This window comes from Pseudomonas sp. TE3911 (assembly GCF_054062775.1).
The window spans coordinates 3,911,490-3,934,866 of record NZ_JBSSFP010000001.1 but is presented as its reverse complement, the minus strand read 5'-3'; the positions used below and the strand labels follow the sequence as shown (position 1 = coordinate 3,934,866).

Sequence of the window (23,377 nt, the reverse complement as noted above, 5' to 3'; positions counted from 1 at the left end):
TTTGTGTCCATGGTCAGAGGCCTGCTGTGCGTTGCCCTGCTGTTTGCCACCGTTACCGCCCGCGCCGACACCTGGCCCGACAAGGACTGGGCCAAGGGCACGCCGCTCGCCGGGCCCGCCATCCAAGCACTGGATGCCTACGCGTTCCCGCCGCGTGACGATGCCACTCGCCAAGGCGTTCGCACCGATGCGCTGCTGGTAATCCGCGACGGCCAGATCATCTATGAACGCTACGCCGCGCCCACCACCGCCGACACGCCGCATCTGACCTGGTCTATCAGCAAGAGCCTGATGGCCACCGTTCTGGGCGTCGCCTATGGCGATAATCGCTTCAAACTGACTGACCCGGTGGCGCGCTTCTACCCGCCGATGAAGCAACATCCCACGGTGACCATGGTCGACCTGCTGCACTGGGCCTCGGGCCTGGACTGGCAGGAAGACTACGAATACGCCCCGCTGAAATCCTCGGTGGTGGCGATGCTCTATACCCGTGGCCGTGCCGATATGGCTGAGTTCGCCGCCAATACCGAATCCTTCAGTGCGCCGGGCCAGGTCTTCCGCTATTCCAGCGGCGACAGCAATATTTTGTCCGCCGCGCTCAAAGGCATGCTGGGTCACAAGGCTTATATGAGTTACCCGTGGGATGCGCTGTTCAAGCCGCTGGGCATTCGCAACGCCACGTGGGAAACCGATGCCGATGAAACCTTCGTCGCCTCGTCCTATGCCTACCTGACCGCGCGCGATTTGGCCCGCGTCGGTTTGCTGATGGCGCGGGACGGTCGCTGGGGCGAGCAACAATTGCTGCCTGAAGACTGGGTGGCGTTCAACCGCCAGCCCTTCGACAAATACAAGGCCGGCCAGGACGAAGCCGTCCCTGGCGGTCATTGGTGGCTGAACCAGGGCACCCCACGACCCTGGCCCGACGCCCCCGCCGACACCTTCGCCGCCCTCGGCCATTGGGGCCAGGCGCTGTACGTGATGCCCACCGAACACCTGGTGATCGTGCGTTACGGCGACGATCGCGACGGCAGCTACCGCCACAACGAACTGCTCAAACGCGTGCTTGCGGCGGTGCAACCATGATCCGTCGTCGGCCGTTTACCAGTGTCTTTTTACTGTTGGTCCTGGGCCTGCTGGGTTGGATCTGGCACGAGCGCGTTAACCTGCAAGCCTTCCCCGACATCATTGCGGCGTATACCGCCAAGGAGTATTGCTCGTGCCGGTATGTGGCGAACAATCCAGCCGACTATTGCCGGGGATATGTGAAGCAGTACGTGCCCACCAGTGCGTTCAGTGATAACCCGGAGCGCAGTGAAGTGACGGCGAGCGGGTTGGGGCGTACGCACCGTGCACGCTGGTTCGGCGACCGCCAGGGCTGTCGCCTGAGTCCTTGACCCGTCTCGCTTCCACATTGGATTTGCGCCGCTTGTGACATTGCGCTTAAGGTTCGTGCAGGTTTTTTCCCCACGAGTCCTTAATGTTCAACGCGTCTGTTATCAAACCCCTGGCCTTTGCCCTGCTGGTCGCTGCCGCCGTACCCGCCCACGCCGATTGGTACCTGGACAACGAGTCCTCGCGCCTGTCGTTCGTCACCACCAAAAACACCGAGATCGCTGAAGTCCATCGCTTCCTGGTGCTGCACGGTAAGGTCGACAGCAAGGGCGCGGCGCAATTGGAAGTGGAGTTGGAGTCAGTCAACAGCAGCATCCCGCTGCGTGACGAGCGCATGCGCAATCAGCTTTTCGAGATCAAGACTTTTCCTGATGCGCTGATCAGTGCACAGATCAACCTGCAACCGATCAATGACCTGGCCCCCGGCGCGCAACTGGAATTGCGCCTGCCACTGAACGTCACCTTGCACGGCAAAACCCAGACCTACAGCGCAGAACTCCTGGCCACGCGCCTGGATGACCGGCGTTTCCAGGTGGTGACCCTGGAACCTGTGGTGTTGCACGCCGAGGACTTCGACCTGGCACCGGGTGTGGCGGCATTGCGTGAAGCGGCGGGGCTCAAGTCGATCAGCTTGTCGGTGCCGGTGGGTGCGGTGCTGATTTTTACGGCGCGCTGACGTGAGCGGCGCGGTGTTCCCGTGGCGCAGCGCCAACCGTTTCGAGTTGTTGATCGACGGACCGAATTTCTTTCCACAAATGCTCGTGGGCATTGCCCGCGCTGAGCGCCAGGTGGATCTTGAGTTGTACTTGGTGGAGGCGGGCGCGTGCGCCGAAGCGCTGGTGCAGGCGCTGGTGCTCGCCGCCGAACGTGGCGTGCTGGTGCGTTGCCTGTTCGATGACTACGGCAGTCTCGCGTTCACCCTGGGACTGCGTAAGCGTTTGACCGATGCCGGTGTAGTGCTGCGTTTCTACAATCGCCTGAGCTGGCGCCGTTGGATGCGCAACCTGTACCGCGACCACCGCAAGCTGCTGCTTATCGACCAGAATATCGCCGTGGTCGGCGGTACAGGCGTCACCGATGAATTCTGGACGCCGGGCGAAGACACCGCCGAATGGCACGAAGTGATGGTGCAGATCAGCGGCCCGCTGGTGCTGGATTGGCAGGCGCTGTTCGATCGCCAATGGCACGCCAACGTGGCGCGCCGGGAGTGGAAACCGGCCACCCATTTCGGCTTGCCGCGCCTGCCCAAAGTACCAGCGACCGGCCCGGGACTGGGCCGTGTCGCGTATGCGGACGCCCGTCAGCACCGCGACATCCTGCAATCGCTGATCCGCGCGCTCAACAGCAGCAAGACACGAATCTGGCTGGCCACGCCGTATTTCTTGCCCACATGGGGCGTGCGCCGTGCCTTGCGCCGGGCGGCAGGGCGTGGGGTGGATGTGCGTTTGCTGCTCACCGGCCCGCGTACCGATCACCCGTCGGTGCGTTACGCCGGGCATCGCTATTACCCACGCTTATTACGCTCGGGCGTGCAGATCTTTGAATACCAGCCGTGCTTTTTGCACCTGAAAATGGTGCTGGTGGACGATTGGGTCAGCATTGGCTCGTGCAACTTCGACCACTGGAATCTGCGCTTCAACCTGGAAGCCAACCTTGAAGCGTTGGACCCGGAATTGACGCTGGCGGTGGAAGGCAGTTTCGAACGGGATTTTGCCCAGAGTCAGGCGGTGAGCCTGGAGGCGTGGAAGGCGCGACCGTTGTGGCGGCGGGTGAAGCAGCGGGTGTGGGGGTGGATTGATCGGTTGGTGGTGAACGTGCTGGACCGACGCGGCTAGCAAGAACACTGAGATCAAATGTGGGAGGGGGCTTGCCCCGATAGCGATGACTCAGCTCCAGATATGCTGGCTGGTACACCGCAATCGGGGGCAAGCCCCCTCCCATATTGTTTGACCGTGTCAGGCGTTAGAGCAGTTCGAACGTCTGCTGCTGCACATCCCGGGAGTCCAGGCCGATCTGCACATTGAACTCGCCGGGTTCCGCCGCGTACTTGAGCTGGGTGTTGTAGAACTTCAAGTCTTCCTCGGTGATGGTGAAGTGCAAGGTGCGCTCTTCACCAGCCTTGAGCATGATTTTCTGGAAGTTCTTCAGTTCTTTGATCGGACGGATCATCGAACCCGCGACGTCCTGGATATACATCTGCACCACGGTTTCGCCGTCGACCTTGCCGGTGTTCCGCACCGTGACGCTGGCGTCGAGCTTGCCGGTCTTGTTCAGGGTGGTGGACGACAGCGCCATATCCGACAGGCTGAACGTGGTGTAGCTCAGGCCATAACCAAACGGGAACAGCGGCCCGGTGGTGTCATCGAAGTACTGCGAGGTGTAGTTGCCCGGTTTGCCTGGGGTAAACGGCCGGCCGATGGTCAGGTGGTTGTAGTAGGTCGGAATCTGGCCCACGGAGCGTGGGAACGTAATCGGCAGCTTGCCCGACGGGTTGTAGTCACCGAACAGCACGTCGGCGATGGCGTTGCCGCCTTCGGTGCCAGCGAACCAGGTTTCCAGGATCGCGTCGGCCTGTTGGTTCTCTTCCAGGATCGACAGCGGGCGGCCATTCATCAGCACCAGCACCAGCGGCTTGCCGGTGGCCTTGAGCGCCTTGATCAGGTCGCGCTGGCTTTGCGGGATGTTCAGGTCGGTGCGGCTCGACGATTCGTGGGACATGCCACGGGACTCACCCACGGCCGCGACGATCACGTCGGCATCCTTGGCCGCTTTGACGGCCTCATCGATCAGCACCTGCGGTGCGCGCTTGTCATCCACTACTTCCGGGGCATCGAAGTTGAGGAAGTTGAGATAGTCCACCACGGCCTTGTCGTTGGTGATGTTGGCGCCACGGGCGTAGATGATCTTGCCTTTCTCGCCGATGACCGCATTCAAACCGTCGAGCAGGGTCACCGATTGTTCCGGCTTACCGGCAGCGGCCCAGCTGCCCATCATGTCGATCGGCGCCTTGGCCAGTGGGCCCACGAGCGCGATGGTCGCGGATTTTTTCAGTGGCAGGGTGTTGTTCTGGTTTTTCAGCAATACCAGGCTGCGGCGCGCGATATCGCGGGCCTCGGCGCGGTGCAGGCGGCTGTCGGCATAGGTGTCTGCCGGGTCATCCTCGGCCTTGCCGATGCGCAGGTACGGGTCCTTGAACAGGCCCATGTCGTATTTGGCGCCGAGCACTTCGCGCACGGCGTTGTCGATGTCGCTCTGATCGATCTCACCGGACTTGAGCAGCCCAGGCAATTCCTTGCCGTACAGCGAGTCGTTCATGCTCATGTCGATGCCGGCCTTGATCGCGAGCTTCGCGGCTTCACGCCCGTCCTTAGCCACGCCGTGCTTGATCAGTTCGAAGATCGCGCCATGGTCGCTGACGGCCAAGCCTTTGAAGCCCCAGTCCTTGCGCAGCAGGTCGTTCATCAGCCAGGTGTTGGCGGTGGCGGGCACGCCGTTGATCGAGTTGAGCGCCACCATCACGCCGCCGGAGCCGGCCTTGATCGCCGCGTGGTACGGCGGGAGGTAGTCCTGGTACATCTTGACCGGGCTCATATCGACCACGTTGTAGTCGCGGCCGCCTTCCACCGCGCCGTACAGGGCGAAGTGCTTGACGCTGGCCATGATGCTGTCGGCATTTGCGGGGCTGGCGCCCTGGAAGGCCCGGACCATGACTTCGGCGATTCGCGACACCAGGTAGGTATCTTCGCCGAAACCTTCGGAGGTACGACCCCAGCGTGGGTCGCGGGAAATGTCGACCATCGGCGCGAAGGTGATGTCGAGGCTGTCAGCGGCGGCTTCCTGTGCAGCAATGCGCCCTGAGCGGCCGATGGCGTCCATGTCCCAGCTGGAGGCCAGGGCCAGGCTGATCGGGAAAATGGTGCGGTGGCCGTGGATCACGTCATAGGCGAAGAACATCGGGATCTTCAAGCGGCTGCGCATGGCCGCGTCCTGCATCGGACGGTTTTCCGGGCGGGTGATGGAGTTGAACGTGCCACCGATTCGGCCGGCGGCGATTTCCTTGCGGATCAGCTCGCGGGGCATTTCGGGGCCGATGCTGATCAGGCGCAATTGGCCGATCTTCTCATCGAGGGTCATCTGCTTGAGCAGGTCGCTGACGAAGGCGTCCTTGTCTTTAAGCGCAGCAGGCTTTGTTTCTGCCCAGACGGGGTGGGTGGCCAGCGTGGCAACAAGGCCGAGCAAACACAGCTTCTTCATGAATATCCTTTTTCGGCTCACTGCACAGCAAACATGCGCTGTTCTGCCAAAATGTGGGGAACATATGTTGTTGTTCGAGTGTTATTGCAGAAAATGCACCACACTTCTGAACTCTTATTTGCGCTGGGCATCTTTTTAGCTGAATGATTCGATGCAATCCAGTAGTGGGAGCGGATTATGCCCCAAGCGCGCGGTTTATAGGGTCAGTCGTCAAATTCCATCAAGATTGCTCAGGAGAGACACCATGCAAGCAGCACAAAGTTACCGCTGGGGCTTCAAAGCCGCAGCTTTGCTATTGATCAGCACGGTGCTGAGCGGTTGCGGCATCAACACTATCCCCACCCTGGACGAACAGGCCAAAGCCGCGTGGGGCCAGGTGCAGAACCAATACCAACGCCGCGCCGACCTGATCCCTAATCTGGTGGAAGTGGTCAAAGGCTACGCTGCCCATGAACAAGACACCCTCACCGCCGTGATCGAAGCGCGAGCCAAGGCCACCTCGATCCAGGTCGACGCCAGCACCCTCGACAATCCCGAGAAACTCAAACAGTTCCAGCAAGCCCAGGACGGTTTGAGCGGCGCGCTTAGCCGCTTGATGGTGGTGTCCGAGCGCTACCCGGACCTCAAGGCCAACCAGAACTTCCTGGCCCTGCAATCCCAGCTTGAAGGCACCGAAAACCGTATCGCCGTGGCACGTCGTGATTTCATCCAGGCCGTGCAGGCCTACAACACCGAGATCCGCACCTTCCCAGGTCGCCTGTGGCACAGCGTGATGTACAGCGACTTGCCGATCCGCCAAACGTTTGAAGCCACCAGTGCCGATGCCGATAAAGCACCGCAAGTGAAGTTCAAGTAAGCCGATGCGCTTATTACGGATAGGGCTGGCGCTGTGGCTGCTGGCCTGCGTGGGCGTGGCCCAGGCAGCGCTGACCTTCCCGGAGTTGACCGGACGGGTGGTCGACAACGCCCAGATGATCGACCCGGCGGTGCGCGCGCAGTTGTCCCAGCAGTTGCAGGCGCTGGAGCAAACCGCCGGCGACCAGATCGTGGTGGTCACCGTGCCTGACCTGCAAGGCGTGCCTATTGAAGACTTCGGTTATCAACTGGGGCGCCACTGGGGCATTGGCCAGAAGGGCAAGGACAACGGCGCGCTGTTGATCGTCGCCCGCGATGAGCGCAAATTGCGCATCGAAGTCGGTTACGGCCTGGAAGGCGTGCTGACCGATGCGCAGTCCTGGGTGATCATCAATCAGGTGATCACCCCCAAATTCAAAACCGGCAATTTCAGCCAGGGCATCAGCGACGGGGTGGCCGCGATGATCCAGGTGGTGGGCGGTGAGCCATTGGCTGTACCGGCCCATGTGGCGGATGCCAATTTTGCCAAGGATAATCCCGGGTTTTCCATCGGCCTGTTTATCCTGCTGATTGGCGTGTTGTGGCTGTGTAACCGCATGGGCCTGCCGGTGGGCGCGATCCTGCTGGCGATTCTCAGCAGCAGTGGACGCGGCGGCGGCGGGGGAGGCGGTGGCGGCGGTGGTTTTCGCGGCGGCGGTGGCGGCTTCGGCGGCGGCGGTGCTTCAGGTGGCTGGTGATGACAATAACTAGAAAAGAGCATGTACAACCATGGCATTACTGACTGAACACGAGCAACGCCAAGTCGCTGAGGCGATTGCCCGGGTCGAGCAACAGACCGACGCCGAGTTGGTTACCGTGCTGGCCGCGCGTGCCGACGATTACGCCTACATCCCCTTGTTGTGGGCCAGCTTGATCGCCTTGGTGGTGCCGGGTGTGGTGCATTACCTGTCCGGCTACCTGACCATGTACACCTTGCTGCTGGCGCAATGGGCGACGTTCATTGTGTTGTGCCTGGTGTTCCGCCTGCCCAAGGTCACGACCCGCTTGATCCCGCGCTCCGTGCGGCACTGGCGCGCTTCCAACCTGGCGCGCCGGCAGTTTCTGGAGCAGAACCTGCACCACACGCTGGGCAGTACCGGGGTGCTGATTTTTGTCAGTGAGGCGGAGCGTTATGTGGAAATCCTGGTGGACGATGGCATCTCCAGCCGCCTGGATGACAGTCATTGGGATGGGATCGTCAGGGCGTTTACCCAGCAGGTGAAACAGGGGCAGACGCTGGCTGGGTTTATCGCGTGTATCGATGCATGCGGTGAATTGCTGAAGGTGCATGTGCCGGTAACGCAGACCCGCAATGAACTGCCAAACCGGCTGGTCGTACTGGAATAGCCCCGCCACCACTGGCTGAAAATGTGGGAGGGGGCTTGCCCCCGATTGCAGAGTGTCAGTCAACGATGTTCCAACTGATCCACGGCTATCGGGGGCAAGCCCCCTCCCACATTTGAGTCTGCGGTGACCACTGGTCAAATAACTCCGTGCCCTGGTGGACTATCCCCCCTAAAATGCCCGGCATTCCCAGCCCGAGGCGTTTTTGTTCATGTCCGTCACCGCTCAACCTGTCCGCCCTGCGCCGGATCACCACGCCCAGTTCATCGAACTGTTGAGCACAAGCCTTGCGCAGAACGCCTTTATCAAGCTGGTGCTGGCCAAGTACGTTGGTGACGAAGCCGAGCTTCAGCGGCTGATCATCAAGGCGGTGACCGTCAAGGAGCAGCCATGCCTGTCCTTCGTCTACCGCTACAAGACCCGTGACATCACCAAGAACTTGCCGCTGGCCGACGGCGTGGCGGCGATTGCCGAGCTGCTGCCGGCGTCGTTCAAGAATGCGCACTTGCTGTCGCTGACCGACGAAGCCCAGTTGGAATACAGCAAGAAGAACAAAAGCTCGCTGTTCAAAAGCAAGCCACAGCAACTGCGCGAGGCACCTTCGGCGGAGCATAACCGTGAGAAGAATCGTTTCCTCGATCTGAGCCGGCCGTTCCTCGCCGATCTGGGCGTGACCGATTCCAAGCAGGCGCTGATCCCGTCGATGTCGCGCAAGTGGAAGCAGATCAACAAGTTCATCGAAGTGTTCAGCCATGCACTGACCTCTTCACCGCTGAAGCTGGATCAACCGGTGCGTGTCGCCGACTTTGGTTCGGGCAAGGGCTACCTCACGTTTGCGATCCACGACTACCTGCGCAACACCCTCAAGGCCGAAGGCGAAGTTACCGGCGTTGAATTGCGCGAAGACATGGTGACCCTGTGCAACACCGCCGCTGCGCGCCTGGAACACCCGGGTCTGGTATTCAAATGCGGCGACGTACGCAGCGTGGCGCCGAGCGAGCTGGACGTGATGATCGCCCTGCATGCCTGCGATATCGCCACCGACTATGCGATCCACACCGGCATCCGCTCCGGCGCGTCGATCATCATGTGTTCGCCGTGCTGCCATAAGCAGATCCGCTTGCAGATCCAGAGCCCGGTGCTGCTCAAACCGATGCTGCAATACGGTTTGCACCTGGGCCAGCAGGCGGAAATGGTTACCGACAGTTTGCGGGCATTGTTTCTCGAAGCCTGTGGATACGAGACGAAAGTGTTCGAGTTCATCTCGTTGGAACACACCAACAAGAACAAGATGATCCTCGCGGTCAAGCGTAACGAGCCGGTGGACAATACGCAGTTGCTGGAGAAGATTCAGGAACTCAAGGCGTTCTACCACATCACCGAACACTGCCTGGAAACCCTGCTGCGCGCGGATGGCTACCTGGCCTGAACACTGCTCAAATGTGGGAGGGGACTTGCCCCCTTCCACATTTAGACTGCACTTGGCTTGGGAACCGGCGCAGGTTGCACCGCCGTCTTGCGCCCCAGCATTACCGTCACAATCACCCCGCACGCAAACACCCATGTAATTGGCTCGATATGTTCCCCAAAGAACAACGCCGAAAACGCGATGGTGAAGAAGATCTGCAACAGCTGGATCTGGCTGACCCGCGCAATGCCGCCCATGGCCAACCCGGCGTACCAGGCAAAGAACCCCAGGAACTGCGAGAACAGCGACACATACCCAAACGCCCACCAGGTACGCATGGAAATCGCACCTTGATGCTGCGCCGCCAAGTACCACACCGGCCCGATCAGCACCGGCGTGGACAGCACCAGCGCCCAACAGATCACCTGCCAGCCGCCCATCTCCTTGGCCAATCGACCGCCCTCGGCATAACCCAAACCGCCCACGGCAATCGCGCCGAGCATCAAGAGATCCCCCGCCTGGATGCTTCCGGCGCCGGTGATCAACGCATAACTCAATACCAACGCACTGCCCAATGCGGCGCAGGCCCAGAAGGCTTTCGACGGCCGTTCATGGGACAGCCATGCTGCATACAGCGCCACGCAAAGCGGTTGCAGACCGTTGACCAGCGCACCATGGGACGCCGGCAAGGTTTGCATGGCCCACGCCGACAGCACCGGGAAACCGAGAATGACCCCGGCGATCACCAGGCACAAACCCCGCACCTGGCGCCAGGTCGGCCAGCGCTCACGGCGCCACAGCAACAGCGCCGCCGCCGGTACCGCCGCGAACAACGCTCGGCCCAGGCCATTGAGCAACGGGTGGATTTCCTGCACCACGATACGGGTGAAGGGCAGGGTCAGGCTGAAGATGATGACGCCCAGCAGGCCGAGGGCCATGCCGGTGTTTTCGCGCGAGCTCATGGGGGCAACCGAAATCTAGAGGGCTTCAAGGGAAGCCCATATAGCCACAACCCCCGTCGAACGCGGGCCTACAGCTGGATACGGATTTATCCGTACAGTTGATCTTGTGTGGGCGCTGGCTTGCCTGCGATTGCATCATGTCGTGGTCACTGACACACCGGGGTGTCTGCATGGCGGGCGCGCTAGCCCCGCCATAGAACCCGCGAAAGGCATCGGCCGACAACGGGCCGGGCTTGTCTCGCGTTGAGGGGCGAAGCGCTCCCTGATGAAGACGAATGCGGTGTATCCGCCGCTTCTCTGCGCCTGGTTTTGGGGCTGCTGCGCAGCCCTACGCGGGACAAGCCCGCTCGCTACAAGAAGGCGCTGGACTGAAATGACTCATGCAAGACTCTAGACTTAACGGTTGTTATTTAAGCCTTTGAAGTCAGTAACTTATTTAAGTTTGATAAGGCGGGCGTGATCAGCGTTCCACAGGTACTGAGAGTGCTGGATCACCCAGTGGATGCGTGCGCGCCGCAAAAAACTTCAGCTCCACGCCGCTGCCGTCAAATAACTCCGAATACCGCCGCTTCTGCTGGCGAATAAACCCGTCACTGCGCCCCGACACCGAGATCGCCAGGGTGCTCAAATTGGCGTGGCGAATGGCATCCACCAAGTGCTGATCCTGAGGCCCAAGGCCGTGCCCAAAGATGCACAGCGCGCCTTCATAGGTCAGCAACTGCTCATAGCAGAACGACAGGTAGTCCGAACTGCGGATGGTCTTGAGCTTCTCCTGCACGGTGCCTTCGCTGACAAACAGCGGCACATCGTCCAGGGTCTTGATCGTGTTGTTGATGGCAAAGCTGCTGAGCAAGGTGCTGTCAGTCGTGGGTAATTTGCGTGCGGTGCCGTCGAGGTTTCGCACCAGGTGCAAGCCGCCGTGCAGGTACAGGATGCGTGTGGCGTCGGTGCGGGTGTTGCGCAGGTCGAAGCTGGCGTCGGCGCTGCGGAACAGATCGTCGATGCCCGGCGTGTGCAGGATCGCCCAATAGTTGAGCAGGTCATAGTTGCTGGTGAATACGGTGGAGTAACCGGCCAGTTCCGCGTTGATCGTCGCCAGTGTCGATGGCTTCACCAAGCGCCACGGGATATGCACGGCGTGGATGGTGTTGATCAATGCTTCCTTGATCGCATAGTAGCGATTACGCGGCGCCGCCGAGCTGACCGCCAGGGCCTTGTTGACCCGGCTGGTGGTTTTCAGCGCGCCCAGTGCTTGTTCGAAACTGCGGGTTTGCAGGGCGTCGAACACACTGAGTTCGGATGGGCTGAGGGGTTTTTCTTCGACGGTGCGGGCGTTTTCGAACAGCGAGTCGTAGGCAAAGTCTTCCCAAACCGTACGGCTCGCGCCGTTGCCGATCAGAATCCCAGTGAAGTCGATGGTGCTGCGCAGGGCACTCCAGTCTTCAAGGTGGGCGTCAATATCCTGGAAATCCTTCATTGCGGCGGGCTACTCGAAATCGGCTGGGCGGTGACTTTATCACGAGCTGACGTTGATCCTGATCAAGATGCCGCAGACAACTGAGGCCGATGCTAGAGGCAGAAACGTTATCCGAGGATTCGCCATGAGCAGCACCTTCTTCATCCCAGCCGTCAACATCATGGGCACCGACTGCCTCGACGAAGCCATGAACGCCATCCGCAACTACGGTTTTCGCAAGGCGCTGATTGTCACCGACGCCGGTCTGGCCAAGGCGGGCGTCGCCAGCATGATCGCCGAGAAACTGGCGATGCAAGACATCGACTCGGTGATCTATGACGGTGCCAAACCCAACCCCAATGTGGAAAACGTCGAGAAAGGCCTGGCGCTGTTGCAGCAAAGTGCGTGTGATTTTGTGGTGTCGCTGGGCGGCGGCTCGCCCCATGACTGCGCCAAGGGCATCGCCCTGTGCGCCACCAACGGCGGGCATATCGGCGACTACGAAGGCGTGGACCAATCGGCCAAGCCGCAACTGCCGCTGGTAGCCATCAACACCACTGCCGGCACGGCCAGCGAGATGACCCGCTTCTGCATCATCACCGACGAAACCCGTCACGTGAAAATGGCCATCGTTGACCGCAACGTCACGCCACTGCTGTCGGTCAACGACCCATCGCTGATGGTTGGCATGCCTAAGGGGCTCACCGCCGCCACCGGCATGGACGCCCTGACTCACGCCATCGAAGCCTATGTCTCCACCGCCGCCACGCCGATCACCGACGCCTGCGCGATCAAGGCCATCGAACTGATCAGCGCCAACCTGCGCCTGGCCGTCCGTGATGGCAGTGACAAGGTCGCGCGGGAAAACATGGCTTACGCGCAGTTCCTCGCCGGCATGGCGTTCAACAACGCGTCCCTGGGTTTTGTGCACGCCATGGCTCACCAGCTGGGCGGGTTCTACGACCTGCCCCACGGCGTGTGCAACGCGGTGCTGCTGCCCCATGTGCAAAGCTTCAACGCCAGCGTAAGCGCCAAACGCTTGAGCGATGTAGGCCGAGCGCTGGGGGCAGACATCAAGGGCATCACCGATGAAGAGGGCGCCCAAGCTGCCATCGCCGCCATTCGTAGCCTGGCCCAGGACGTTGAAATTCCGGCGGGCCTGCGTGAGCTGGGTGCCAAGTTGCAGGATATTCCGCTGCTGGCGACCAATGCGTTGAAGGATGCGTGCGGCCTGACCAACCCACGGCGCGCGGATCAGCGTCAGATCGAGGAGATCTTTCGCAGCGCGTTTTGAGTGGGGCAGCCTCAAGCCGCAAGCGTTAAGCTACAGGTTGGATGCATTCAACTTGAGCATGAAGCTTGCGGCTTGCCGCTGAGGTCACCTTATGAGAGTTCTGTTATTCGGAGCCACCGGCATGGTTGGCCAAGGCGTTCTGCGTGAATGCCTGTTGGCTGCCGATGTCCAGGAAATCGTCGCCGTTGGCCGCACGCCCCTGACCCAGGAACACGGCAAGCTGCATCAGGTATTGCACAGCGACATGCTGGATTTCCAACCCCTGGAAAACCTGCTGCAAGGCTTTGATGCCTGCTTTTTCTGCCTCGGCGTGTCGTCGGCCGGCATGAATGAAACCACGTACACCCACCTCACCTATGACCTGACGCTCGTAGCTGCCAGCACCTTGGCGCGGCTCAATCCACAGATGACGTTTATCTACGTGTCCGGCGCTGGCACCGACAGCTCCGAGGCGGGCCATTCGATGTGGGCGCGGGTCAAAGGCAAGACCGAGAACGCGTTGCTGCGATTGCCGTTCAAGGCGGTGTACCTGTTTCGGCCGGGGATCATTCAGCCGCTGCACGGTGTGCGCTCTAAGACGCCGCTGTATCAAGCGTTTTACTCCGTGCTCGGGCCAGTGCTTTCGTTGGTGCGTCGGGTTAAGCCGGGCTGGGTGGTGAGTACGGAAACTGTCGGCCGAGCCATGTTGCAAGCGGTGCGCCATGGCGCGCCGCAACCGGTGGTGGAGCAGGGCGAGATCAATCGCCTGGCTGCTGAGCGCTGCTGATGCTGTGGCCGCGCGCAACTGTGAGTTGCCTTGCGCACCGGATGACATCACTGAAATCGATGCCAAAGGCTGATCAGCTCGCTGTTGCCAGTGCACGTGCGGACGTGTTGCCAAACTGAATCAGCGCCACACCTCCCATCAACAACAACGCCCCAAGCACCCGTGGCGTTGTCAGTTGACGCTCCACCAGACCGAACAACCCAAAGTGATCGAGCAGCAGTGATGCAAGCATCTGTCCCGCCAACGCCAGGGCTATAAACCCCGACGCACCCAGCTTGGGCAGCAGCATCAACGCCAGCGCGATAAAGCACACACCAAACGCGCCTCCGGCCCACATCCACAGCGGCGCCTTGACGATAAACGTGAGGCTGGGCAGCGGCAGACGCAGCGCCACGATCACCGGCAGCAACACCATCATGCTCACCAGCAGTGACGCCAGGGTGGCCCACAGCGGGTGGCCGAGCCCGCGCCCAAGGTTGGCATTGATGGCACTCTGAAACGGCACCACCGCCCCGGCGATTACCGCTAGCGCCAATAAACCTGCCCACTGCAACGTTGTCATGTTGGATCTCCCAGAGGTTTTGCTGGACTCTAGGTCATTCGTCGATCAAATTTAAATTCCAAATTCTTATGCTGGATATGCAGCTGATGAATGATCTGCGCCGCATTGACCTCAACCTGTTGGTGATCCTCGACGCCTTGCTCAGTGAGCAACACGTCACCCGCGCCGCCGAGCGCGTGCACCTGAGCCAGCCGGCGGTCAGCCATGCGCTGGCGCGGTTGCGGGATGTGCTGGGTGATCCGTTGCTGGTGCGTCAGGGCGGCACGCTGGTGCCCACCGCCCGTGCGTTGGAATTGGCGGCACCGCTGGCCGAAGCGTTGGCGCAGGTGCAGGCGCTACTGGCGCCGAATCGCTTTGATCCGGCATCGGCAAAGCGTCGTTTTCGTGTGGCGATGTCGGACTACAGCGCGGCGATTTTCTTACCGAGGTTGGTTCGTGTACTGCGCCGTGAAGCACCGGGCATCGACCTGCAAATCATCCAGACCAGCCGCGAAGGCATGGTTGACGGCGTGCTCAATGGCGACCTTGACCTGGCCGCTGGCGTGTTCCCCGATATGCCTGCTGAACTGCGTACTACGCCCTTGTTCGACGAGCATTACACCTGTCTGGTGGACCGTAGCAGCCTGCCGCATGACGGCTCTCTCGACCTGCCCACCTACCTCTCGCGCCCCCATGTGCTGCTGGAAATGCGCGGCAGCGGGACGCCGGAAATCGAACGAGCGCTGACGGCGATTCGTCAGCGGCGGCATGTGGCGATCAGCCTGCCGCACTGGGGCGTGGCGCCGCAGTTGATTGAGGGCACGGACTTGATCCTGACCGTATCGTCGCGAGGCTTGCTGAATATTGATCACCAGCATCTGGTCGCCGTGGCGCCGCCATTTCATATTCCCTCGTTTGCCTTCGAGCTGGCGTGGCATGCGCGACGGGGAGGGGATTCTGGGTTGCAGTGGTTGATTGGGCAGGTGCAGGGTATGTTGTCCGAAGGCCGCAGATAACAGGAAAAAGACATGCTCTCAGGCTTCAATCACTTGACCCTGGCCATCACCGACTTGAGTCGTAGCGTCACTTTTTACCATGAGCTGTTGCAGCTCAAGCTCGACGCCACTTGGGACAGCGGCGCCTATTTGTCATTGCCGGGTCTATGGCTATGCCTGTCGCTTGATCCGCTACGTGAGTCGAAGCCAGGTGCCGATTACACCCACTATGCGTTCACCGTCGGAACGAGTGAGTTCGCTGCGCTGGTTTCGCGTCTGCGCGCCGCCGAGGTGCAGGAGTGGCGCGATAACCGAAGCGAAGGCGCCTCGTTCTATTTCCTTGATCCCGATGGTCATAAGCTCGAAGCCCATGTCGGCGACCTGGCTTCGCGTCTGTTGGCTTGCCGCGAAAAACCCTATTCGGGAATGAGGTTTTACCCTTAGCGTAGGAACGTGCAGAATCGCTCCACCTTCCCACGCTTTGTTTGAGTCACGCCCATGACCCTATCCCTGCTGCTCGCCGTCCTCGCGTCGGGTTTTATCTACGGTATTACGCCTGGCCCCGGAGTCTTGGCAGTGTTTGGCATCGGCGCCGCCCGCGGCCGTCGTGCCGGGGCGGGGTTTCTGTGTGGGCACTTGCTCGGCGATGTGCTGTGGTGCAGTACGGCGTTGGTCGCGATTGTGGGCGCGCGGGAAGTCGGCAGCAGCGCGTTCGATGTGCTCGGCGTGCTCAGTGGCCTGTATCTGTTCTGGCTTGGCTGGCGGGCCATCCGCACCCAGCGTCGCAGCAGTGATGCCCCTCAGGGCGCCGCGCGGCATCCGTTCTGGCACGGCATTGTGTTCGGCTTGACCAACCCCAAGGCGTATCCAGTCGCGGTGGCGACGTTTACGGCGTTGCTGTCCAGCCGTGCCGAATTGCTGACCTGGTCGATGCTGCCGGCGTTGATCTTCCTGAGCTTCGTCGGTGGTGTGTTGGCCTACGCAATCCTGATCGGCGTGGTCGGCGCCCAGCGCGTACGCACGGTGTATCAGCGCCATGAAATACTCATCACCAGGCTCTGTGGCGTGATGTTTATCGGCTTCGCCATCAATGCCCTGGCCCATGCATTGCCGGGCCTGTTTGCCAGCAAATCCGCTTGATACGCCGACGACCGTTCGTCGCACCGGCGAGTTTTTTCTAAACCTTTACCGCCCTGAAAATTCGAATTCAGGGCGGGGTGTGTTCCCCGTACTTATTTTTGCCCTGGAGGAACCCATCATGAGCCGCATGGCTATCCGGTTACGCACCGCCAGTTTCGCGATGCTGCTGGGCCTCGGCGCCAGCAATGCTTTCGCCCAGTCGCCTGCTGAATTCATCGAGCAGGCTTCTGCCAAAGGCATGGCCGATATCGAGACCAGCCGCATGGCACACGCGAAAACCTCGTCCCAGGAAATCAAGGACTACACCATCGAGGTGATCAACGAGCGCACCTTGGCCAACCAGCACTTGGCGGCCATCGCCAAGAAGCTTGACCTGCCCGTGGCGCCCCGCGAAAAAATCGTCGACAAAGCTGAAACCCTGATGCCCGAACTCAAGGACGGTGACTCGTTCGATGCCGCTTACACCGCGCAGCAGGTGAAGGAAAACGAAGACGCCATCGCGCTGTTCAAGAAGGAAGGCGCTGCGTCGGATGTGCCGGAAATAAAAGCGTTGGTGGATGAGACACTGCCCAAATTGGAGGAGCGCCTGCAGAAGGCCCGAGCCTTGGCGTCCACCTACGGTAAAGGTCATCAAGGCGACGGTTGAAGCCGTTACCTGAATTGAAAAACGGCGGTTGGATCTTCTCCAACCGCCGTTTTTTTATGCCTGGTTCAGATCGGTTTTGGCGGGCGCCGCGTCGTCGGCGGCGTGGCCGCAACTGCTGTTCAGGTTGACGGTGCCGGTATTGCCAATGCTGCGGTATTCCTGGCGCAGTTTTTCCAGCTCTTTGCGGTCCAGGCCGTCCAGGCTGAGTACGGCGTTCTGCGCATCCTTGGACACGCGCAGCAACTCGTCGATCTTGATATGCAGGATGTCGTTGTCGCGGTTTTGTGTGTTTTGGATCAGGAACACCATCAGGAAGGTGATGATCGTGGTCGAAGTGTTGATGATCAGTTGCCAGGTGTCGTTGTAGTGAAAGTACGGCCCGCTCAGGCTCCATGCCAAGATCAACGCCACCGCTGCGTAGAACGTGCGCGGGCTGCCAGCCCAGCGAGACAGGGATTGCGAGACTGCGGAGAATTTCATGACCGGGTTCCTTATTGAGATGGCGATGAAATGATGGACCGCAGTGGCTCGCTGAAATTTCTTTTTACAATTGTGCGCCTGAACACATGTGTACGATTTTGTCGCGTAATCCTAGAACGCCAATTGGGCCTGGTCGGTGCCTTCCAGCGTGAGCAAGTAGTGTTTGGCTTCCAGTCCACCGGCAAATCCGGTCAGGCTGCCCGCCGCACCAATGACCCGATGGCATGGGGCAACGATCGAAATCGGGTTTCGCCCATTCGCAGCGCCGACGGCGCGCACGGCTTTGGGGTTGCCGATCTGCCGGGCGATCTGGCTGTAACTGCGGGTTTCGCCGAAAGGAATGGTGAGCAACGCCTGCCAGACCTGCTTTTGGAACGCGGTGCCGTTGAAATCCAGTTCCAGCTCGAAGGTGCTGCGCGTGCCGGCGAAGTACTCCTGCAACTGGCGCTCGGTCTCCAGCAGCACCGGATTCTGGTTGGCCTCGTGCAACTCCCCCAGGCGCACGCGGTTGGCGCGTTCTGTCTCCCAAAGGATGGCGCTTAGCTTGCCATTGCGCGCCACCAGGGTGAGTTGGCCGACGGGGGAGGGCATGAGCTTGTATTCGTAGGGCATGGTTGAGGTCCTCGTCAGGCCGTGTCGATACGTGATCGAGACTGTAGCTCCCTGCGCTGCACTGGAAACTACGTTTCTTGCGATCGAATTCTTCAGTGCTTAGAAATTCCAGTACACCCAGTTGGCGTAATGCGGATACGCGTAGAGCCACACAAGATAAAACACGGCTTTAAGCAGTGAAGCTGTCCCCATTGCGATCAATGAGATGCCATTCAGCAGGGTGACGATCAAGGCGAACAGGGTGACTCGTCGGGTTGCATGACGATGGGCTAGCCGTAAGCCGTAGACCGATCCGGCCATGACGCCCAGTGCCAGCACCAGTCCTAGAGGGAATGGCAACCGTACAAACGAGATCAGCAGGGGTAATACAAGCACCCAGCCGAGTATTTGGCGCAATAGGGGCTTTGGTGTGGCTTGTCCAGGTTCAAGCATGGCTGTGGTTCCGCATTTCTGGCCGACCAACCGGGATTGTCGGGACACTCGTTAATTGCCGCTGTCAGTCATTGCTGACATCAGGCTAGCGATCCTGTGAGGTGTGGCGAGGTTTTTCGCAGGTTTTACCGGTTATGGGAGATCCCAACGATCACGCTGAGGAAGGCCTCCACCAGCACGCTTTTTGTTTCAGCCGGGGTCAACACTAACAACTGCGCGTAAGCATCCCCCTCGACCAACGGCCTGTACGTCACGCCTTTGTTCATCAAGCTTTGTGTGCATTCCGGTACCAACGCCACACCTTGGCCGGCCGCCACCAGCGCAATGATCGAGGTGATCTGCCGCCCAGTCGGCCCAAGGTGCAGGCGCACGCCGTGGTGTCGGTAAAGCTGTTCGATGGACTGGTTAAGCCCCGAGCCATAATCCGCCGGAAATAATATCAACGGGTAGGCACTGAGCTGCGCCAGGCTGACCTCGGCCAGAGTCGCCAGTGGGCTGTCTTTGGACACCGCCGCCAGTAAGCGCTCTTCTGCGAGGGATAGCGCCTGCACTTCTGGACGTTGCGGCACCATGCGGCTCAACCCGATATCCAGCCGCCCATCCGCTACCTGAGCACACAGGCTGCCGGAGGCACTTTCGACCAGCGTCAGCTGCACATCCGGAAATTGCCGGGCAAAAGACTGGATCGCTTGGCTGAAAAGATCTGACAGGGCGATTGAGCTGGCATAACCGACGGACAGTTGTCCGGCGGTACCCGCAGCCAATTTGTCTGCGATCGCTTGGGCCAAGTCCACCTGTTCCAACACCCCGCGTGCGTAGGGCAGGAACGACCGGCCTTGGGCGGTGAGCGTCACGGTGCGGCTGGTGCGGTCAAACAGTTTGAAACCCAACTGCGCTTCCAACGCTGAAATCTGCCGGGTCAGCGGTGGTTGCGCGAGGTGCAGGCGAATGGCTGCACGGCCGAAGTGCAATTCTTCAGCGACCGTCAGAAAGTAACGCAGCTTGCGTAGGTCGAGCATCCTGATCCTTGGGTATCAATCGGTCTGAATTCGGTATTGGTTCCAGACCTGCCGGCCATTCTATAAAGACCTTTCAAAATAAAACGAGAGGTTTCATGAAGCCGCGTCTGCATTGTGCCCGCCTTGCCCTGTTCCTGTGTGGCTGTGCGGCATTTCTTAACCTGTATGCGACCCAGAGCATCCTCCAGACCTTTGCCGCGCAGTTTCATCTCAGCGCCAACGCAGCGGGTTGGAGCATCACCGTGACTACTTTGGCCGTGGCAATAACTGCACCGTTTGTCAGCCGTGTGACCGGGCGTTTCGAGCAACGCACGGTGATCTGCGTGGCCGCGTTGCTGCTGGCGGGGCCGACACTCATGACCGCCTATGCCGACAGCTTTGCTGAAGTGCTGGTGTGGCGCTTCGTGGAGGGCATGGTGATACCCGTGGTGTTTGCCACCAGCGTGGCCTACATCGGCGACCGTTGGCGCGGTGGCAACGTCACCGAAGTCACCAGCCTTTATGTCGCGGGCACGGTGTTGGGCGGGTTTGCCGGGCGTTTTGTCACGGGGGTGATGACTGAATATGTAGGCTGGCGTGAAGCCTTTGAGTTACTGGCGGTGTTGAGCCTGATGGTCGGCGGGTTTATCCAGTTTCTGTTGCCCGCCAATCGTGCGCGAGTGGAGCAGGGCAGGGCTTCCTTTACGAGTGTTTTTCGCAAACCGTTATTGGCTGCGTACGCCGTAGGCTTTTGCGTGTTGTTTTCCCAGGTGGCGGCGTTTACCTACGCAGGTTTGTACCTCGGCTTACCGCCGTTCAACCTTGGGTCTGCGGCCTTGGGGACGCTGTACATGGTGTTTTTGCTGGCGCTGATTGTGATTCCTATCGCCGGCCGCCTGAGCAAGGCGCGTCCACATGCCCAATTGCTGACGGTCGCTGCCGTACTTGGCGTCAGTGGATCGGCCCTGACGCTGGTGCCCTCTCTGTGGTGCATCGTGACGGGCCTGGCCCTCAGTTCCACTGGCGTGTTCCTCGCCCAGGCCGCGGCCAATGCCTTCACCACCGCGACGGCGCGCGACAACAAGGCGGGTGCCGTCGGCGTATACCTCACGTGTTACTACTTGGGGGGCAGTTGCGGTGCGATTGTCCCAGCGCTGATTTGGGAACGATGGGGCTGGACGGGTTGTGTGGTGCTGATCATCGTGTTCCAACTGCTGACCTTGTTGATCGCGCTGACAGGTTGGCGACCCTGCGAACCTGTGCGAGGTCTGCCGTCGTAAAGTTGCCAGGCAGCCGTAGAGGGGCGTTGATTACTGAGTGCAGCGCTCACGCCAAGCGGGACGAGAGCCAAACACGCAACGATCTTAAAGGGTTGCACCCAGCGAAAATGGAATGCGCAACGCCCCGATAGCGCCCTCACGGATGCCACACATTTCGTCATGGGCGCACTGTTGCACCAGCACACAGGGAAATGGCGGAACACCCTGCAACAGGTCGCGCAAATGCGTGCTGGACCGCAGCCGCAGTGTCTTGCCGTTATCGTCCAGTAATGTGATGTCGACCTGATCCAGTTTCACACGAGCGATATAGAAACCGCCCTCCAGGGACAGCAACTCCAAACTACGTATTTCACCTTTCTCGGCCAGTTGGGTCAGCTTTTGTACATTCATGGTTCACCCTACCTTTGGGGGTTATTGGCGACGAAAGAACAACGTGACCTGGCCCCATTCCACGCCGAACTTGGTCATGCTCGACCGGTTGATCATCGTGTCCTCGTCCATCAGGTACATCCAATCGTCAAAGCTCACCTCGTATACCGAGCCCTCCACCGGGAGGTTGAGCCGGTAGCGCCAACGCAACGCGTTCCCGGCGACCTCGCCGATGGCCTCGCCGACCACATCACCGGCCCGTCCGCGCCAGCGTCCCGGGCCATCGGGCGTAAGGGTCCACACACGTCGCTGGCGAGTGCCGTCGCTGTACAGGAATTTTTCGTCGAGAATTAATTTGTCGCCCTCGCGATGGCTGGCGATATCCACTTCAAAACGCTTGGCGACTTCGCCCGAGCGTTTCTCAAAGATGCCCCAGGCCTTGACGGGTTTGCTGAAGAAGCGCTCAAGGTCCAGCTGTGGTTTCTGGTCGGCGTAGTGATCGACCTCCACATGGCTGCAACTCGCCAAGCTCAACGCCAGCAACAGTGAAACCAGCAGACGCGTCATTGCGCGGCTCCTTGATCGTGCGAGGCGTGGTGCCAGCGCTCCAGCGTTGATAGTTGTACAGAATTTTGTATTTGTACAGGTTTGCGGACGAGAAAATCCTGGGCATAAAAAAAACCGGCCTCAAAGGGCCGGTTTCTTGGGCATCCCCCGCCAAAACGATAGTGGCGTGGGTGCTATGTCTGAGTGGAGCGGGTAGAGGGAATCGAACCCTCGTCGGAAGCTTGGGAAGCTACTGTTCTACCATTAAACTATACCCGCTCAGAGCGGCTGACTTTGTACCAGATGTTCACATGGATTTGAAGTTTTTCTTTGAAAATGTGCAGGTTGCGGCGAAGGCGGCTGATCCTTCGCCACAACGAGCCAGGCCATGAATCATCATTTCAAATCGCAAATGCATGCTGTGCCTGACCTTGGTGATAACGCAATCGGCTGACCTGCCGCTCCGGTTTCAAAAAGCCCACCACCGCCTCCCGGCTATCCTTGCACGCTGCCTTATGCTCCATGTCCAGAAAATGCCCCGTCGCCTGGATAGTGCTGAAGCTGCTGTTGGCCACGTAGTTGCCAAACTGCCTGGCGTCCTGAGCGCTGGTGTATTCATCCCATTCGCCGTTCAGGAACAGCACCGGAATATCGATCGCCTTGGCGGCCTTGAGGTAGCACAGTCGGTCGCTGGTGAGCACTTGGCTGATGTGAAAGTGCATCTGCCCGTATTCGTGTTCGGCCAGGCTGCTGACGTGTTTGTAGTTGAAACGCTTGAACAGCGATGGCAGGTGTTTGCCGATGGTGCTGTTAACAAGGTGGCCGACGCGGTCGCGGTCAAGGTTGCCGAGGTAGTCGACACCCCGCTCCAGATAGTCGCGCATGGGTGCGTTGATCACCGGGGAGAACGAGCTGATCACGGCCTTTTCCACGCGGCGAGGGCGCTGGGCGAGGGCGACGAGGGTGGCGGCGCCGCCCCAGGAAAACGACAGCACATGCTCGGCGGCAAAGTGGTCGATGAGTTCCAGGAGGATCTGGCCTTCGACTTCTTTCGTCAGCATCTGCTCATGACGGTTATGGATTTTTGAACGGCCGGCGTAGGGCTGGTCGTACAAAACCACGTTGAACTGCGGGTGCAGGCTTTTCACGGTTTGGGCGAAGGATGCCGTGGTGGCCATTGAGCCGTTGACCAGAATGATGGTCTTTTCAGCCTCGTCCGCGCGATAGAACTCCGTGTAAACCCGATACTGACCCTGTATATCCAACACAGCGATTTCTGGCCTCATGTCGTAAGACTCCTGGCAAGCGGGTAGGGCGCGCAGATAACTCTGCACGAGCTTTGTGACAGGTAGGCATACGCCTGAAAAATGAAGGCCCATGTCGGTCCGGTGACGGCTGGCCGACGGGTGTTGTTATGGCGGGCTGTTTGCCTGGAAGGCCCGTGGAATAAAGCGCGGGCGTGGGCAAGGTGTTTCTTGGAGGTTATAGGCGACTCGCCAGTCATATTTAAACTGGTGAGCTTGATTCAAGCACAGACTCGGGATGTCGCAAGGCCTATAAATGGGTTT

Annotated in this window: 26 protein-coding genes and 1 tRNA gene; 15 read left to right on the top strand and 12 right to left on the bottom strand. The window is 60.0% G+C overall.

Features of this window, described 5'->3' with window-relative positions:
• Positions 1–9 precede the first annotated feature (9 nt).
• The 4 genes from ACVWXD_RS17845 (at position 10) to ACVWXD_RS17830 (ending at position 3,227) form a co-directional block, all read left to right on the top strand.
• Positions 10–1,083 (top strand): serine hydrolase domain-containing protein, encoded by a 1,074-nt coding sequence (locus ACVWXD_RS17845; RefSeq protein WP_457371226.1) that lies wholly within the window; start codon positions 10–12, stop codon positions 1,081–1,083.
• Positions 1,080–1,394 carry an amidase gene (locus ACVWXD_RS17840; protein ID WP_095184047.1) on the top strand — a complete coding sequence of 105 codons (315 nt, stop codon included), beginning with the start codon at positions 1,080–1,082 and terminating at the stop codon, positions 1,392–1,394. Before ACVWXD_RS17845 ends, ACVWXD_RS17840 begins: the two co-directional genes overlap by 4 nt.
• Before the next feature lie 83 nt (positions 1,395–1,477).
• Positions 1,478–2,068 (top strand): YceI family protein, encoded by a 591-nt coding sequence (locus ACVWXD_RS17835; protein WP_032888323.1) that lies wholly within the window; start codon positions 1,478–1,480, stop codon positions 2,066–2,068.
• Position 2,069: 1 nt separating this feature from the next.
• Positions 2,070–3,227: a phospholipase D-like domain-containing protein gene (locus ACVWXD_RS17830; protein WP_032888320.1), complete on the top strand. Its 1,158-nt coding sequence runs from the start codon at positions 2,070–2,072 to the stop codon at positions 3,225–3,227.
• A gap of 127 nt (positions 3,228–3,354) precedes the next feature.
• Here ACVWXD_RS17830 and bglX read toward each other — a convergent pair whose 3' ends face one another.
• Complete coding sequence (bglX, locus tag ACVWXD_RS17825) at positions 3,355–5,646, bottom strand: beta-glucosidase BglX (RefSeq protein WP_457371225.1); 2,292 nt, start codon at positions 5,644–5,646, stop codon at positions 3,355–3,357.
• 244 nt (positions 5,647–5,890) lie between these two features.
• On the opposite strand from bglX, the gene ACVWXD_RS17820 reads away from it, so the two are divergent.
• From ACVWXD_RS17820 to ACVWXD_RS17805, 4 genes are all read left to right on the top strand, one after another.
• Entirely contained in the window at positions 5,891–6,502 is a 612-nt protein-coding gene (locus ACVWXD_RS17820) for a LemA family protein (protein WP_095184049.1), read from the top strand.
• 4 nt (positions 6,503–6,506) lie between these two features.
• Positions 6,507–7,238, top strand: coding sequence for a TPM domain-containing protein (locus ACVWXD_RS17815; RefSeq protein ID WP_457371224.1), 732 nt, complete (start codon positions 6,507–6,509; stop codon positions 7,236–7,238).
• Between the two features lie 31 nt (positions 7,239–7,269).
• Positions 7,270–7,887, top strand: coding sequence for a TPM domain-containing protein (locus ACVWXD_RS17810; RefSeq protein ID WP_032888481.1), 618 nt, complete (start codon positions 7,270–7,272; stop codon positions 7,885–7,887).
• A gap of 208 nt (positions 7,888–8,095) precedes the next feature.
• Positions 8,096–9,313 carry a class I SAM-dependent methyltransferase gene (locus ACVWXD_RS17805; protein WP_122755715.1) on the top strand — a complete coding sequence of 406 codons (1,218 nt, stop codon included), beginning with the start codon at positions 8,096–8,098 and terminating at the stop codon, positions 9,311–9,313.
• Positions 9,314–9,354: 41 nt separating this feature from the next.
• On the opposite strand, the gene ACVWXD_RS17800 is transcribed toward ACVWXD_RS17805, so the two are convergent.
• A complete protein-coding gene (locus ACVWXD_RS17800) occupies positions 9,355–10,254 on the bottom strand; it encodes a DMT family transporter (protein WP_032888485.1) in 900 nt (299 codons plus the stop codon).
• A 460-nt stretch (positions 10,255–10,714) separates the two neighbouring features.
• Positions 10,715–11,731, bottom strand: coding sequence for a DUF4917 family protein (locus ACVWXD_RS17795; RefSeq protein ID WP_099601354.1), 1,017 nt, complete (start codon positions 11,729–11,731; stop codon positions 10,715–10,717).
• 124 nt (positions 11,732–11,855) lie between these two features.
• Here ACVWXD_RS17795 and yiaY point away from each other — a divergent pair, with 124 nt between their 5' ends.
• Positions 11,856–13,004 carry an L-threonine dehydrogenase gene (yiaY, locus tag ACVWXD_RS17790; RefSeq protein WP_095184053.1) on the top strand — a complete coding sequence of 383 codons (1,149 nt, stop codon included), beginning with the start codon at positions 11,856–11,858 and terminating at the stop codon, positions 13,002–13,004.
• Positions 13,005–13,095: 91 nt separating this feature from the next.
• Positions 13,096–13,770 carry an NAD(P)H-binding protein gene (locus tag ACVWXD_RS17785; protein WP_032888492.1) on the top strand — a complete coding sequence of 225 codons (675 nt, stop codon included), beginning with the start codon at positions 13,096–13,098 and terminating at the stop codon, positions 13,768–13,770.
• Between the two features lie 73 nt (positions 13,771–13,843).
• Here ACVWXD_RS17785 and ACVWXD_RS17780 read toward each other — a convergent pair whose 3' ends face one another.
• Positions 13,844–14,332: a DMT family transporter gene (locus ACVWXD_RS17780; protein ID WP_095184055.1), complete on the bottom strand. Its 489-nt coding sequence runs from the start codon at positions 14,330–14,332 to the stop codon at positions 13,844–13,846.
• 77 nt (positions 14,333–14,409) lie between these two features.
• Between ACVWXD_RS17780 and ACVWXD_RS17775 the strand changes: the two genes are divergently transcribed.
• The 4 genes from ACVWXD_RS17775 to ACVWXD_RS17760 all read left to right on the top strand — a co-directional run bounded on the left by ACVWXD_RS17775 (position 14,410) and on the right by ACVWXD_RS17760 (position 17,092).
• The gene (locus tag ACVWXD_RS17775; RefSeq protein WP_375803679.1) at positions 14,410–15,327 is read left to right on the top strand and encodes a LysR family transcriptional regulator; all 918 of its coding nucleotides are present in this window, start codon (positions 14,410–14,412) and stop codon (positions 15,325–15,327) included.
• A 12-nt stretch (positions 15,328–15,339) separates the two neighbouring features.
• Entirely contained in the window at positions 15,340–15,750 is a 411-nt protein-coding gene (gene fos / locus ACVWXD_RS17770) for a fosfomycin resistance glutathione transferase (RefSeq protein ID WP_095184057.1), read from the top strand.
• Positions 15,751–15,804: 54 nt separating this feature from the next.
• Positions 15,805–16,446: a LysE family translocator gene (locus tag ACVWXD_RS17765; RefSeq protein ID WP_032888500.1), complete on the top strand. Its 642-nt coding sequence runs from the start codon at positions 15,805–15,807 to the stop codon at positions 16,444–16,446.
• 118 nt (positions 16,447–16,564) lie between these two features.
• Complete coding sequence (locus tag ACVWXD_RS17760; protein WP_005785958.1) at positions 16,565–17,092, top strand: DUF4142 domain-containing protein; 528 nt, start codon at positions 16,565–16,567, stop codon at positions 17,090–17,092.
• Positions 17,093–17,146: 54 nt separating this feature from the next.
• On the opposite strand, the gene ACVWXD_RS17755 is transcribed toward ACVWXD_RS17760, so the two are convergent.
• From ACVWXD_RS17755 to ACVWXD_RS17740, 4 genes are all read right to left on the bottom strand, one after another.
• Complete coding sequence (locus tag ACVWXD_RS17755) at positions 17,147–17,572, bottom strand: low affinity iron permease family protein (protein ID WP_032888502.1); 426 nt, start codon at positions 17,570–17,572, stop codon at positions 17,147–17,149.
• 111 nt (positions 17,573–17,683) lie between these two features.
• Positions 17,684–18,184: a methylated-DNA--[protein]-cysteine S-methyltransferase gene (locus ACVWXD_RS17750; protein WP_181644016.1), complete on the bottom strand. Its 501-nt coding sequence runs from the start codon at positions 18,182–18,184 to the stop codon at positions 17,684–17,686.
• A 99-nt stretch (positions 18,185–18,283) separates the two neighbouring features.
• Positions 18,284–18,616, bottom strand: a complete 333-nt coding sequence (locus tag ACVWXD_RS17745; RefSeq protein WP_181644015.1) for a hypothetical protein — start codon at positions 18,614–18,616, stop codon at positions 18,284–18,286.
• Positions 18,617–18,741: 125 nt separating this feature from the next.
• A complete protein-coding gene (locus ACVWXD_RS17740) occupies positions 18,742–19,635 on the bottom strand; it encodes a LysR family transcriptional regulator (protein ID WP_181644014.1) in 894 nt (297 codons plus the stop codon).
• A gap of 95 nt (positions 19,636–19,730) precedes the next feature.
• Between ACVWXD_RS17740 and ACVWXD_RS17735 the strand changes: the two genes are divergently transcribed.
• On the top strand, positions 19,731–20,894 hold the full coding sequence (locus tag ACVWXD_RS17735; protein ID WP_181644013.1) for an MFS transporter: 1,164 nt from the start codon (positions 19,731–19,733) through the stop codon (positions 20,892–20,894).
• An 84-nt stretch (positions 20,895–20,978) separates the two neighbouring features.
• Here ACVWXD_RS17735 and ACVWXD_RS17730 read toward each other — a convergent pair whose 3' ends face one another.
• The 4 genes from ACVWXD_RS17730 to ACVWXD_RS17715 all read right to left on the bottom strand — a co-directional run bounded on the left by ACVWXD_RS17730 (position 20,979) and on the right by ACVWXD_RS17715 (position 23,095).
• Positions 20,979–21,284, bottom strand: coding sequence for a DUF6482 family protein (locus ACVWXD_RS17730; RefSeq protein WP_032888511.1), 306 nt, complete (start codon positions 21,282–21,284; stop codon positions 20,979–20,981).
• Between the two features lie 21 nt (positions 21,285–21,305).
• Positions 21,306–21,830, bottom strand: coding sequence for a DUF3833 domain-containing protein (locus tag ACVWXD_RS17725; protein WP_032888513.1), 525 nt, complete (start codon positions 21,828–21,830; stop codon positions 21,306–21,308).
• Positions 21,831–22,014: 184 nt separating this feature from the next.
• Positions 22,015–22,088, bottom strand: a tRNA-Gly gene (locus tag ACVWXD_RS17720).
• A 122-nt stretch (positions 22,089–22,210) separates the two neighbouring features.
• Entirely contained in the window at positions 22,211–23,095 is an 885-nt protein-coding gene (locus ACVWXD_RS17715; RefSeq protein ID WP_099601362.1) for an alpha/beta fold hydrolase, read from the bottom strand.
• Positions 23,096–23,377 lie beyond the last annotated feature (282 nt).